Source organism: Mesorhizobium sp. AA22, from assembly GCF_001672375.2.
In the GTDB taxonomy this organism is placed as follows: Bacteria; Pseudomonadota; Alphaproteobacteria; order Rhizobiales; family Rhizobiaceae; genus Mesorhizobium; species Mesorhizobium wenxiniae.
On the sequence record NZ_CP048406.1, the window covers coordinates 6,087,678 to 6,100,376 of the forward strand.

Below are 12,699 nucleotides of genomic sequence, written 5' to 3' on the forward strand. Positions count from 1 at the left end.
CATGGTGGAAACGAACGGCGCGCTCTCCAAGGTTCCGAGCCCAGACGTGCCCCAATGGTCCAAGCTTCGTGGGGTGGAACGGCAGCCGCTGGTCTTGCGGAGCCTTGTTCTCCGATCATCGGGCCGCCGGCGGTCGTGGTCTCCGAGTTGAAACGAGAGGGCTCGAAAAAGCGCATGCCCGTAGCAGCCAAGCCGAATGGTTGCGTTGCAAGCTCTAGAATTGCCGGGCGGCGATTGTCTCGAACTGCGTCCTGGGCGAATGAGGTGGATCGAAGGCAGAGCGCACTGCCGCATCCGCATCATTTGAATCATCTCGCTGTTAGATGATGTAGCGCTTGCCGGCGTTTTCTGAGGAAGTGAACGTGCGTAGCAGTGTTGCCAGGCAGCTTCCGGGATCACTTCGCCGATCGCCGCGAACAAGCCGGCATGGTGGTCGGACACGATCAGTTCGATACCCGCTAAGGCCGCGCGCGTTCAGCGAGACGAGGAAGTCCTTCGAGGGCGAGCACCTCTCGCGATTGGCCATCTACCCACGGCCAGGTTCTGGCACCTCGCGTCCAGTCGATGCCGACGGCGATCAGCACCGCCTGGCTCATGATGATGCTGACCAGCGTACCTTCTCGTAGCGGGGGCGTCGGGATGAGGTGCGCAACCGGCTCTTGCAGCGGGCGCAGGGTAAAGGCCTTCAGGCTCTTGTCCAGGCGCTTGCTGATGGCCGAAATCGACGAAGCTGAGAAGGCATGGCCCCACAGCTCTTCCCTGTCGTCTTCACCCTGCGGGTCTACAGCCTTGCACATACCCTTCCGCAATAATGGCCACCGAGGGCGCGCTCCGAAGCTATTGGGTTGAATCTAACGCTTAGTGCACACGTTTGACGGCGGCGATGATTTTGTCGGGGTAGGGGGTCCAGGTGAAGGGTTTGGCCGAGCCAGGCACGCACCTTAGGGTGCTGGGGCGGCGTAGTTGTCGCGGATGACGTGAACGGCCTTGTCGGCCGGCACCTAGGCATCGACGGTGTTGAGAAAGTGAATGAACTCCTGATGGCGGTGGCGCTGCATGTTCCTGCGATGACGGTGCCGTCGAGGACGTTGAGGGCGGCAAACAGGGTGGTCGTGCCGTTGCGCTTGTAGTCCTGGGTCATGGTGCCGAGCCTACCCTTCTTCATGGGCAGGCCGGGCTGAGTGCGGTCGAGCGCCTGGATCAGGCTCTTCTCGCCGACCGACAGCACGATGCCGTGCGCCGGCGGATCCAACGCAAAGACCGATCGCAGCTTGTCGACGGACCGCGGATCGCTAGAGAGCTAGAACTGCCGCCAGCGGTTTCGGCTGCAGCCCGTGCGCCTTCCAGATGCGTCTGACCGCGCTGGCGCTGATGTCGGCTGCTTGCGCCATCATGTCGACGGTCCAGTGCGTCGTTTCGCCGGGCGGGTCCTGCAACGTCAGTGCCACCATGCGTTCGGCGACTTCAGGTCCGAGTGGGGCAATGCGCGAGGGGCGCGTCTTCGTGCGCAACAGTCCCTCGAAGCCTTTCGCGGCGAAGCGCTCCTGCCAGCGCCACACGCAGGTCTTGGACTTGCCGGTTTGCCGCATGAACTCGACGGTGCCACGTCGTCGCTGCTCAACAGAATGATTTCGGCCCGCCAGAGGTGCTTCTGCGGCGCGTTGCGATACCTGACCACCGCAGGCAGGCGCTGGCGATCAATCGACAAACAAAGCGAAATTCCTGTGCGAATCCGGCAGACTCGCACACACGCCGCCAAACGGAAATACCAAGTCGGACTCTTCTGTTAGGTGGAAACACTAGTAACGCTCAATTTCTCCGTGGAGAAACGCCACTTACCGGCCGGAACCCGCAGCTCCAGCTTGCCCGACATGGGTGACAAAGGTGCGCCATAGTATCCCGAGCGGTAGCCGAGCCGCTCTGATGTCAGCTTACCCTTCGAAGGGCCCAACGCTCCTCCATCTCGGCCCCGAGAACCTCCGGCATCACAACACGGATGACTTCATACAGCCCATCCCGGTTCTAAAGCAGAATTTCTTTCACCGCGCCCATGCGGTCTTACTTTCAGCCTTGGCTACGGTAACGTTCCTTCAGGGAATCGGTGATGCGGATTCGCTTGCCCTACGACGTCGTGAGCAGATTAGCTCAAACTCTTAAAGGTCAAAATAGTGTCTCTTGGACATCGCATCCCTTTGACGTTCGTCGAGATGTTCCGTGCTATCCGGCGGCTGATAGCTACGTGGTAACAGATCGTTCAAAAAAACTTTACAGAATCTTTGCGAGCGCGGATCACCGAGAATGCTACCTTCACCGCAACGTCTGAGGTCGAACACGAATGAGGCCGATGCCGTTTACGCTGGAACCGCGCACATCACGCAACGTCGGAGTCATGGCCATTGGCAAGAAGAGCGCTCATCCTGCTCGAAGGTCACAGGAGTATTGGTCTGCTATACATAAAAGCAGCCCAGCGTCTTGGGGTTCATCCAATTACGCTCTCGGCCGATCCAGCTCAGTACGACTATCTTGCGGCGGAAAGCCTTGAGGCTATCCGTGTCGATACAGACGATCTCAATGCGCTGATCCGCGAATGTTCCCGGCTACGTGCAACCTACGACATTGCTGGCATTACTGGCTTTTCGGGCCTCGACGAGTCGATCTATGCGACAGTTGGCAAGCTCTGCCGGCATTTCGATCTGCCAGGACCTAACCCGGCATCCATTGAACAATGCTGCGACAAGTTCACTCAACGTCAACTCCTCGCGGCGGCCGGCATTCCAATGCCTGCTTATCGCCTGGCATCGGATGCCACGGAGGTAGAAAGCGCTGCTGCGGAGATCGGCCTACCGGTGATTGTTAAGCCAGCCGTCGGCAGCGGCAGCTGCGGTGTCCGATTGTGTCGCAACGTCGACGAGTTGGCCGAACATACAGCCTATCTGCTGGCTGGGGAGACTACATTGGGGTCTTCGTCGAGGATACTGATCGAAGAATTCGCTCAAGGCCCCCAGTATAGCGCTGACACAATGGGAAATGAGGTCATTGCAGTAGGTGCCGCTGACTTCGACTGCCCACCCCTTTTCGTCGTTCGTGGTAGCATCTTTCCAGCCCTGCTGACTGATGACGAGCATAAACGCCTTGCCGATGTTTCACTGAGCTGTTTGAGCGCTCTCAACCTTGCCTGGGGACCAGCAAACATTGAATTCCGGTGGACAGAGCGTGGCCTTGTAGTCATCGAAGTCAATCCGCGTCTTCCGGGTTGGACCACTCCTCGGCTGATTCAGCTGGCATACGGCATCGATCTAATTGCCGAGCACCTCAAGCTTGTGATCGGCGAGGAATGGGATTTGCGCAGAAGGCATTCGCAGACTGCGGCCGCGCGGTTCCTGGTTCCTGAGGGCGACGGCGTCCTCGACTGGATCGAGGGCGACAGTCTGGCGGTTGCCATACCAGGTGTCGCCGACGTCAAGTTGTATGTTGAACCCAAGACGCCGATCGTCAGGAAAGGCGATTTCCGAGACACCATGGGACATGTCATCGCCGCCTCACCCAGCCACGCTGAGACCGAGGCGATACTGCAGTGTGCCGTGGACTTAATCGGTTGGTCGATCACACCCTTTCCAACCCTCGGCGAACAGAAGCAATCTGCCGCCCCCTCACCTCTCCGCACCAGGGCAGTTGACGCCAGTTAACGGATGATCGCGCCAAAACCGGCCGGAAGGAACCCGGTCAGGCTGATTTTGGCTCAGGCATGACATGGTGCTGTTGCGGCGAGCCAATGGCCAGCTCGATGGCAGCTCGACGCCAGAGTTTGAGCTTCATCTGGGGCCTAGGCGGCGGTCGTCGGCTGGCTATTGACGGCCGAAGTCCCTGAGAACCAAGTGCGCTCGATTAAATCCAGCTCACCATGGCCAAGCTACCGCTGGCCAACGAGCATGACGACCTGAACTGTCAATGATGCGCTGTCCGCGAGTTAGCCAGCGGCCCCTTGGTCGCTGACCAGCGCGATGCCTTCCTGATCGACGGCGTTGAACCGGCAAACCTGGTGACTGCCCCATCCGCCTCAACTTCCTCGTTCCCGCGAACTCGGCTATTGCTTTTTCGCGCAGGCCTGCGGGCAGCAGCTGTCCCAGCTGATCACGTGATTGCGAGCGCACCTCTGTTATCATCACCACCAATCTCGCCTTCGGCGGATCGCGAAGTGTCTTCGCCGGCCGGCGCCAAGAGGACAGCCGCTACTCATCGGCTGACTGATCACTGATCACTGGGAGATCATCAAGACTAGCAACGAAACTGCTTCGAGAGCCGCACTCAGATCTCACGTTTGGAGTTCTTCCTCCAAATAAAAGCGAACCTCCTTTACGTGACCAGGCTTTGCACCGTCGCGCAATCGATGCCGATTAGGCCCGGCGGCAGTGCTTTGAAGAACCAAGCGACATCATCGCGGCGAAGCTTGCGACGGACAACGACAGCATCAGCGCCATTGACCCCGTGGACCTGAAACACCTGGTTGGCGATATCCAGACCAATTGTGGCAATCTTCTCCATGGACGGCTCTCCCTCATGTGACTTTCGACAGCCACACTTTGGCACATTGCGATGCCGGAAGCGGAGGCCGTTCCACCACATCAGGTCAGGCGCACGCTCAGGCCATTGGAGGGGTCTGTGGCTGAAGGGCCTCCCCGCTATGACGGAGTAAAATGCCTTCACTTGCCGGCGCGGCGCAAATCGGTGGGTCGCTGCCGCACCCGCCTTCATGTCCACCAGAGAACAAGATCCGGCCGCGCAAATCCGAAAAAGCAGTTCAGCAGCACGCGACGCTTCCCGTTGGCCGATTGACCGGTGACCCCATGAACGAAACCGCCATCAAGTAGGGCGATATCCCCAGCCTTGAGCTGGATTTCGCGACTAGGAACGGCCTTGAGGTAGGCTGCCGAGTAAGGATAACCCATGGTTTCCACACCCTGCGACTTTCGATCCGCGACTGTCGGCTTGTGACTCCAGAGCCTCAAGTTTCCACCTTCCTCAGGCATGCTGGGATAAAAGTTGAGTGCTGCGACGGTGTTGTGCGCCACCGCAGAAAGCTCGTAATCGTTCCCGGCACATAGGACTTGAGCGACATCGTCGTGGGGCTCCAACGAAAATGTGCCATTGCCAGACCAGCTGAGAGCGCGACAAATATTAGCCTGGCCGTGTTCCGAACGGGCCGGCCGCAATTCAATGCCCTGGTCGTGCAGCTCGCGCTTCAACGCGTTGAACAATCCGCGGACTGGATCAACTAAATTGCCAAAGAGCGCGTCGACGTATGGCCTCGCAGTTTCCGCCTCCGCGAAATATGTGGCTGCATCCTTCCTATAGTGCGATGCTCCAACATACTGTCCGGGGACGCCATCTTTACGCTCCTTGAGACCGGGATTGCCAACAAAGTTAGCGGTGATCTCCTCGGCTAGTTCGGTGCTGAAAGCTTGCTTGACGTGGAGCGCGGTGATCTCGCCTTTGAGGACCGAGATGATCTCCTTAGTGCTGATCGAGCCGGTCCGTTCTCTAATAACAAGAGGGGAGATGGCTGGCTGTTCAGATACCTGGTTAGGCATTGTCTTGCTCCTGTAGTGCCTGATTGAGGATGGCGATGCCATGATCGAGCTCGTCATCTGAGATGGTAATCGGCGGAAGGACTTTGATGACGTCGCGATTTGGCCCCGAGGATTCGATCAGCAGGCCGTTTTCGAACGCGACATCGTGCACACGGCCAACAACGGCCTGTGAACGGCACTTGAGGCCGGCCATCAGACCACGGCCGCGCTTTTGTTTGATGCACTTGGGGAATTTCGCAACGAGGCGATCAAGGTGGGTTTGCAGTTTGACCGCCGTCCGCTCGACGGCTGTAGTAAACTGCCTATCGGACCACATTGTGCACATAGCCGTGGACGTCACGAAGGCCAGATTATTGCCTCTGAAGGTCCCGCTATGTTCTCCCGGATTCCATATGTCCATGTCGGGACGAATCAGAACTATGGACAACGGATTACCTGAACCGCTTAGCGATTTCGAAAGACACACGATGTCGGGCTCGATTTTCGCGAACTCGAACGAGAAGAAATCACCCGTTCGTCCCGCACCTGCCTGAATGTCGTCGACGATGAAAACAACGCCGTGCTTACGGCAAATGCGCTGAATTTCTGTGAGCCAAGCTGCGGATGCGGTGTTCATGCCGCCTTCTGCCTGGATGGGCTCCAAGATGATTGCGGCCGGCTTTTCTATCCCGCTGCCTGGGTCGCCCAACACGTGATCAATGTAACTCGCGGAATCGAAAGTTTGGTTCGGATAGTTCTCGTAAGGGACACGGATCACATCGTGGCGAGCAACGCCGCCAAGCTGTCTGGTTGACGCTGAACCCGACACCGCCAAGGAGCCGAGCGACATGCCATGGTACGAATTTGTGAAGGCCATGACACTCGAGCGGCCGGTATATTTTCGCGCCAGCGCCAACGCCGCTTCATTTGCGTTCGTGCCGGTCGGCCCAGGAAACTGTATCTTGTAAAAAAGGCCTCTGGGCTTCAGGATACACTCGACAAACGCTTCAATGAAGTCACGCTTTGCCGCCGTATACATATCGAGGGACAGAAGAATGTTCTCACCGACGAGATATTCAATTGCTGGTGCCAGAATATGCGGATTGTTATGTCCGTAGTTGAGTGCGCCGGAACCCACCAAGAAATCTATAAAGGGCTTACCCGTCTCGTCCCAGATCGTCGCCCCAACGGCCTTCGTAAAGACGGTGGGAAACGCCCGGCAATAGCGACGAACGTTAGATTCATGCGCCGTGAAAGCGTCGGTGTTCATTTTTGGTCCTCTGCACGTGTGTCGTTAAACGAGGAGAGCTATGAAAGCGCTTCTGGTTGGCCGTAAAGCTTATGGAAGATCAGAATGGCCGGACAGAACTTCCGTTGGATCGGCAGTTTCGCGGGAGATGGCGATGCCCTCATCGAAATGTGGCCCGTTGTTGCGTTGCTTTGCATGCCGACGCCTCGCTGGATCACTGAAACGAGATCGTTTTTAGAGGCTCTGCGTAAGCACCGATACTACGGTCCCTGGTAGTTGACGCATCCGCTCTGCTTAAAAAAGGTTTCTGTGGTCAGTCAGACGCTTAGTGCGATCGACAGCGTCACGTCACCACAGGTATGTAGCTCGGCGATGGCGAAGCCGCTCGCGAGCGCGCCCTCAATAGAGTGCTATGGGCGGCGGCGAGTGTGTGGCACCCTCGGCGCTGTTGCAAGTCAAGCTAGGGTCAGGACTCATTGATCCAGAAGATGAATGTGGCGGCGAAAGCGATAGCGGACAGGAAGGTGTGAGCGCAGCGGTCGTATCGGGTATGGATTCGTCGCCAGTCCTTGAGGCGGGCGAAGGTGTTCTCGATCTTGTGGCGTTGGCGGTAGAGAACCGGATCGTAGTTATGCTTGATGCGGTGCTTTGCATGGGGCGGAATGCACGGAGTGATGCCGCGCTGGACGAGGGCATCGCGGAAGCCGATCGAGCTATAGGCACGGTCGGCGAGCAGGTGGCGGGCTGGCGGCAGGTGCTCGAGTAGCGCGGCGGCAGCTTTGTGGTCGTTGGCCTGGCCTTCGGTCAGGTACAGCAGCAGTGGACGACCTTTGCCATCGCAGACCACCTGTAGCTTGCTGGTCAGGCCGCCTCGGCTGCGTCCAATACATCGGGTAGAGCCCCTTTTTGAGCAGGCTGGCGGCGGTGCGATGTGCCTTCAGGTGTGTAGCATCGATCATCAACTGGTCCGGGTCACCGGCCCGAGCCGCCAGTTCGGCCAGGATGCGGTTGAACACGCCCATCCGGCTCCAGCGGATGAATCGGTTGTAGATCGTTTTGTGCGGCCCGTAACCGGCCGGAGCATCTCGCCAGCGCAACCCATTGCGGATGACGAACAGGATCCCGCTGAGCACCCGCCGATCATCTACCCGAGGCACGCCGTGCGACAGCGGGAAGTACGGCTCGATCCGCCGCATCTGCTCCGGCGATAACATCAGCAAATCATCCATCGTGGCACCTCCGCCAACAATGAATCAGCCGCTCACCATCAATTCAACCGGATTAATAGGTCCTGACCCTAGCTCAAGATTGTGCGAAGAGACCGACGGCAAGGTGAGGTCGTTCTCGAGTGGCCGATCAAGGCCGACTGGCCATGCTTGTAAGGTTTCCCCGAGATGGCGGGATCGTCTCGGTGGCGTTATGATCGGCGTCAGCCCCAAGGCGGTTCCGCGACAGGTACTCGCTCGAGCCACTCAACGGCGGGACCAAGCGGCGCACCGACATTACGGACGTGTTCCTTGTTATGGTTCGATGATCCCCAGTTTCAAAGCCTTTATCGCAGCCACCGTTCTGCTGGTCGTATCCAACTTCCGCATTACGTTCTTTAAATGGAAATCTATGGTATTTCTTGATCTTCCTACGATCGTTCCTATCTCACTCGAAGATTTTCCTCTAGCCGCCCACAAAAGGCACTCTATTTCTTTAGGAGAAAGGTTATGAGCTTGCCTGGGTGCCACCTCATTACTGAGTTTCGCGACCCTCAGGTGAAACTGTATGGCGGCAATTTGTAGGTGAGTGATGGTTCTATCTTGAAATTCGCAGTCTGAGGATTGAGCAAAACTCATAAAGGCAAAGCTGTCACCCGGGCCATGCAACGGAACGGTGACACCTGACCGCAAGCCGAACGTCGCCGCTTCATCTAGGACGCGGCGTTCGTTTTCAGTTGTGCTTTCATCAGTATACGCCTCGCTCCATCGAAATGCCCCCACCTTCTTTCGACCTTTCTTGATGATCGGGTCTATTCTGGCATAATCCATTTTCGAATAGCGCTCCTGCCATTCATCAGGGTAGTTCCACATAATCGCCGTATCCCGCCGGCCCGGCTCCAAAACCATTTGGTCTGCTGCAAGCGGACCATAGGCGATCCACGGGCAATCGAAATTCTGCGCAAACTCAGACAACAGTTCGAACAGCTGTTCGGATTCAGCGATGTTAGCGGTCGTGTCGAGGAATAGGCCTAACTCGACCGCAATCCGCGGGAGTTCCATGATCTCTCCTTCAGTCATCATCGGCGCAGAGTTTGCTCCAGCTTGGCGAAGCTGAGTCAGCTCCTTCCGTCGGCTGAAGATGGACCTTCAAGAGTCGTGCCAGCTTGGTTTTCTTCCGATATCAGTCGACTGGGGTGCCTAGGAGACTAACCGAGAGCACTGTGTCGCAGAGTGTACAATCCGATAGCAGGCAATCCGATGCTGATACTGGCTGGAAGCGCGTGGACGTGACCCTTGCCTGTGCGCCAAACGGAACCTCGATGCGTCGCCTAGTCGTCAGGCCGGCGCGTGGGCAGTGAGCGCTTTCCGACAAGCCCGCGGTGGCGACAGCGGGGACGATCGGCGAACTGTCCGCCTGTCGGCGGGCGGAGTCAGGCCGGCCCGACTGTCCCAATTTGGGCTTCTGGCGGCGATTTCGCCAACGACTGCGGGAAAGTCGGCGGTCATTTAGATGTGGGGCAGGCGCCGCGCCCTCCCCTGCCGCCGTGACTCACATTTCGCCAAGCGAATCGAGGTAAGCGCAGACTGAAAAGCGAGGTGCTTTCCAGGCGGCCGGAGCCCTTTCTGACCGTACCCTGCCTCACCCTGGCACGAGTGGTTGGCCTTCGGAGTTTTAGCGCAGAGATATCTCCGACCGCGGCCTTCCCCGCTCAAGCTCGTCATCTGCTCCGACGGATTGGATTCCCTTCCTGTGGTCGCAGAATGGCAGCGGTGCACGAACTGGCCGGCATCGTGTCTTTCGATACGGACAACCCCACCGGAAGGAATTGGGGCTCGCGCGCCCTCTGCGCGAACGGTGCTGACGTTATTCACCAGATCATCGACGTCCGCGAAATTGACCGCGGCCTTTCCGGCTCGCGCTGACCGACGTTTTGGGCGCGTCCTGCACGGCAGGGCGGCGCAACGCGAGCTGTCACGCGTCAGCCATTGCGAAAGGTGTAGCCATAACCGTTGATCGCCGGCGCGCCACCCAGATGGGCGTAGAGGACCCTCGACCCCTCTGGAAAGAAGCCTTTCTGGACCAGGTCGATCATCGCTTGCATCGATTTGCTCTCATAGACGGGATCGGTAATCATACCCTCAAGCCGCGCACACAGACAGATCGCCTCCTTGGTTTCCTCGGATGGAATGCCATACCGCGGGTACGCGTAGTTTCGAGCAGCACCACGTCATCCTCGACAAGTTCCGATCCGAGCTCTACGAGGGTCGCTGTATGTCGGGCAATGCTTAGCACCTGCCCCTTGGTCTTGGCCGGGGTAGCAGAGGCATCGATACCGATCACGTTGCGCTGTCGACCGTCCGCGGCGAATCCGACGAGCATGCCGGCGTGCGTGGAACCGGTGACAGTGCAAACGACAATATAGTCGAAGGCAAAGCCTAGCTGTTCCTCCTGGGCACGCACTTCCTCCGCAAACCCCACATAACCAAGGCCGCCGTATTTGTGGACAGATGCACCGGCAGGTATCCCATAGGGCCTGCCGCCCCCTGCCTTGACCTCATTAAGGGCTTTTTCCCAACTATGGCGGATGCCGATGTCAAAGCCCTCGTCGACCAGGCGCACCTCCGCTCCCAAGATGCGGCTCAAGAGAATGTTGCCGACCCGGTCGTAGACGGCATCGTCATGTGGAACCCAGCTCTCCTGAACCAGGAGACATTTCATGCCGATCTTGGCGGCAACGGCGGCGACCATCCGCGTGTGGTTGGACTGCACGCCGCCGATGGTGACGAGCGTATCGGCATCCGACGCGATCGCATCGGGAACGATGTATTCGAGCTTGCGCAGCTTGTTTCCACCGAACGCGAGACCTGAGTTGCAGTCCTCGCGTTTGGCGTAGATTTCGACCTTTCCTCCCAGATGCCTGCCGAGGCGGTCGAGTTTCTCGGTGGGCGTTCGTCCAAAGGTGAGGGGATAACGTTCAAACCTTTCCAGCATGTTTTCTCCAGCAAAATGTTAAGCTGAATCCAGCTCCGGCCTCAGTCATGAGCGTGTTGGTTCAAGACAGCGGCATCTGAGGCGGTGCAGAAGAGCCTCATCATCGTTGGCCAGCGTCTCGTTCGATCGAGACGAAGTAATCCGCATGCCGGCGTGCTGCGACATCGCCTATCTGCTAGGCAACTCGAACGGTTGCCTCCCGCCATTGGAGGGTCAAAGATGCGCCTTTGCCCGCTTCAAGCGCGCCAATTCTTGAACGGTCAGTTCGATCTCCAGGTGATCCGAAGTGGCGCGAATCTAAGTTCTGAACTTCTCAATTCGCCACAGCGGAGCGGCGATAAACACCCGCCCATCCGAATAGCTGAGGCACATCATTCACTGGTCACCTCATGAAGATCTTGGCTGCTATCGAACTTCCCTGCCCTACCGAAATGCTCCGCCCCTTTCACCTGCTCGACAAGCACAGCTGGACCGCCAGGTCAAAAGGAGCACGCTGCCGAAATAGACCACCTGGAGCAGCAGCGAGCAGGCCAGCGTCGTGACGACTGCTAGAGGGATCGAATGCGAAGCTAAGTAAACAATCATTGCGTTGCCGCAAAGGACCAGACCTAAGAGCCGACAAAAAATCATGAAGGGCAACTTCGTTCTCCTGGTTTTGTCTCGTCAAGTCATGCTGCTCATGCTGCGATCTGGTCGGCCGCGACATGGGTCTGGCAGTTCTTAGGGCAGACGCGCCCGCAGGCTCCGCAACCAATGCATCGGCCGGCATGGTCGACGACCATGATCATGCGATTGAGCTCACCATCGAAGTCGTCGTCACCGCCGTCGCAGGCGCCGAGGATTTCACCCGCGTCATCTACGCCGTAAAGATGCATGACCTCGCGCGAGCAGACCTTGAAACAGCGGCCGCAGCCGATACAGATCTTGCCTTCTATAACGGTCAGATATTCCGGCACCCATATGGAGCCGTCGCGGCTGATGAATGTGCTCCTCATCCCAAACTCTTCATTTTGGCGAGCTCTCTCCTGGCACCATCCAACTCGGCATAAACCGCGTGCGTTTTCTCGGCGACCTCCTCTATGTCAGTCCATTTGACCGGGAGACCCTCAGCAAGGTCGCGCAAGTTCGTTTTAGCAATTGCCGCGCGCAGCTGCAGCTTTCGGACTTTCGTCACCATCTCATCCAGGTTTGACATGATCCTCGCTCGAAAATCGGTTTCTTCACGCCCGCGCCACGTCGGCTATAGCTGCAGTCGCATCATCGACCAGTTTCGTGCCGAATCTGCGAGTTTCCGGAAAGTCTCGAAGCCGAAACGGTGGACGTCTCGACAGAACGACCAACTACACCGTGAAAAGCACTCGCCCGTGGCCACATTGGTGTCATCTCTGTGTTGGCGATGCCATCACGCCGGACCGCTCCTCAATCGCAAGCCCCACTGCATGTAGAATATGTCGAGCCTCCACAGCCCGTTCGGATCCGGATCGCCAATGATCGGTTTCGGCGCAGGTCCTTCGTGATGATGAAGTCGGCCAGCAGCTCGTCCGATTTGCCTTCGCAGGCCCCGTTGGACTCGTAAGCACGAACCAGCCGCACAAGGCCTTCAACGAACGGGTGGCCAAGGGAACGCCTGGTCCTCGTTGACAACAGGGCCAAGCGCTGCGTGAGCCATTTCGTTTTCCTCAA

Annotated in this window: 9 protein-coding genes and 6 pseudogenes; 2 read left to right on the forward strand and 13 right to left on the reverse strand. The window is 58.0% G+C overall.

The window, feature by feature from the left end:
• Positions 1–320: 320 nt before the first annotated feature.
• The 3 pseudogenes from A9K68_RS32370 to A9K68_RS32070 all read right to left on the reverse strand — a co-directional run.
• Positions 321–787, reverse strand: a pseudogene (locus A9K68_RS32370) (transposase); the annotation flags it as partial.
• Between the two features lie 71 nt (positions 788–858).
• Positions 859–1,732 (reverse strand): annotated as a pseudogene (locus A9K68_RS28900) (IS630 family transposase).
• Positions 1,733–1,816: 84 nt separating this feature from the next.
• A pseudogene (locus A9K68_RS32070) lies at positions 1,817–2,078 on the reverse strand (transposase); the annotation flags it as partial.
• Positions 2,079–2,396: 318 nt separating this feature from the next.
• On the opposite strand from A9K68_RS32070, the gene A9K68_RS28905 reads away from it, so the two are divergent.
• Entirely contained in the window at positions 2,397–3,686 is a 1,290-nt protein-coding gene (locus tag A9K68_RS28905) for an acetyl-CoA carboxylase biotin carboxylase subunit family protein (RefSeq protein ID WP_163603091.1), read from the forward strand.
• A gap of 688 nt (positions 3,687–4,374) precedes the next feature.
• Here A9K68_RS28905 and A9K68_RS28910 read toward each other — a convergent pair.
• From A9K68_RS28910 to A9K68_RS28930, 5 genes and pseudogenes are all read right to left on the reverse strand, one after another.
• Positions 4,375–4,542, reverse strand: a pseudogene (locus A9K68_RS28910) (IS110 family transposase); the annotation flags it as partial.
• 206 nt (positions 4,543–4,748) lie between these two features.
• A complete protein-coding gene (locus tag A9K68_RS28915; RefSeq protein WP_065006791.1) occupies positions 4,749–5,588 on the reverse strand; it encodes a hypothetical protein in 840 nt (279 codons plus the stop codon).
• Complete coding sequence (gene ectB / locus A9K68_RS28920; protein ID WP_065006790.1) at positions 5,581–6,837, reverse strand: diaminobutyrate--2-oxoglutarate transaminase; 1,257 nt, start codon at positions 6,835–6,837, stop codon at positions 5,581–5,583. Before ectB ends, A9K68_RS28915 begins: the two co-directional genes overlap by 8 nt.
• Positions 6,838–7,282: 445 nt before the next feature.
• Positions 7,283–8,045, reverse strand: a protein-coding gene (locus A9K68_RS28925; RefSeq protein WP_246811259.1) for an IS5 family transposase whose coding sequence is annotated in 2 segments (ribosomal slippage) — positions 7,283–7,706 and positions 7,705–8,045 — 765 coding nt in all. Because the reading frame shifts where the segments join, the coding sequence is not laid out codon by codon here.
• Positions 8,046–8,336: 291 nt separating this feature from the next.
• Positions 8,337–9,083 carry a LuxR family transcriptional regulator gene (locus A9K68_RS28930; RefSeq protein WP_065006794.1) on the reverse strand — a complete coding sequence of 249 codons (747 nt, stop codon included), beginning with the start codon at positions 9,081–9,083 and terminating at the stop codon, positions 8,337–8,339.
• A gap of 702 nt (positions 9,084–9,785) precedes the next feature.
• On the opposite strand from A9K68_RS28930, the gene A9K68_RS28935 reads away from it, so the two are divergent.
• The gene (locus tag A9K68_RS28935) at positions 9,786–9,947 is read left to right on the forward strand and encodes a hypothetical protein (protein ID WP_156768207.1); all 162 of its coding nucleotides are present in this window, start codon (positions 9,786–9,788) and stop codon (positions 9,945–9,947) included.
• Positions 9,948–10,003: 56 nt separating this feature from the next.
• Here A9K68_RS28935 and A9K68_RS28940 read toward each other — a convergent pair.
• The 5 genes and pseudogenes from A9K68_RS28940 to A9K68_RS32075 form a co-directional block, all read right to left on the reverse strand.
• Positions 10,004–11,016 (reverse strand): annotated as a pseudogene (locus A9K68_RS28940) (1-aminocyclopropane-1-carboxylate deaminase).
• Between the two features lie 423 nt (positions 11,017–11,439).
• Complete coding sequence (locus tag A9K68_RS28945; RefSeq protein ID WP_348640731.1) at positions 11,440–11,646, reverse strand: exopolysaccharide production repressor protein; 207 nt, start codon at positions 11,644–11,646, stop codon at positions 11,440–11,442.
• 47 nt (positions 11,647–11,693) lie between these two features.
• Positions 11,694–12,011 (reverse strand): ferredoxin III, nif-specific, encoded by a 318-nt coding sequence (fdxB, locus tag A9K68_RS28950; protein WP_065012178.1) that lies wholly within the window; start codon positions 12,009–12,011, stop codon positions 11,694–11,696.
• Positions 12,008–12,211: a CCE_0567 family metalloprotein gene (locus tag A9K68_RS28955; protein WP_065012179.1), complete on the reverse strand. Its 204-nt coding sequence runs from the start codon at positions 12,209–12,211 to the stop codon at positions 12,008–12,010. The genes fdxB and A9K68_RS28955 overlap by 4 nt, the downstream gene beginning before the upstream one ends.
• Before the next feature lie 25 nt (positions 12,212–12,236).
• Positions 12,237–12,685 (reverse strand): annotated as a pseudogene (locus A9K68_RS32075) (DUF269 domain-containing protein).
• Positions 12,686–12,699 lie beyond the last annotated feature (14 nt).

Excerpts from the sequence above, each read along its gene's own strand:
- A9K68_RS28915 (WP_065006791.1), bottom strand. The coding sequence starts at position 5,588 with ATGCCTAACCAGGTATCTGAACAGCCAGCCATCTCCCCTCTTGTTATT.
- ectB (WP_065006790.1), bottom strand. The coding sequence starts at position 6,837 with ATGAACACCGACGCTTTCACGGCGCATGAATCTAACGTTCGTCGCTAT.
- A9K68_RS28930 (WP_065006794.1), bottom strand. The coding sequence starts at position 9,083 with ATGGAACTCCCGCGGATTGCGGTCGAGTTAGGCCTATTCCTCGACACG.
- A9K68_RS28935 (WP_156768207.1), top strand. The coding sequence starts at position 9,786 with ATGGCAGCGGTGCACGAACTGGCCGGCATCGTGTCTTTCGATACGGAC.
- A9K68_RS28945 (WP_348640731.1), bottom strand. The coding sequence starts at position 11,646 with ATGATTTTTTGTCGGCTCTTAGGTCTGGTCCTTTGCGGCAACGCAATG.
- fdxB (WP_065012178.1), bottom strand. The coding sequence starts at position 12,011 with ATGAGGAGCACATTCATCAGCCGCGACGGCTCCATATGGGTGCCGGAA.
- A9K68_RS28955 (WP_065012179.1), bottom strand. The coding sequence starts at position 12,211 with ATGTCAAACCTGGATGAGATGGTGACGAAAGTCCGAAAGCTGCAGCTG.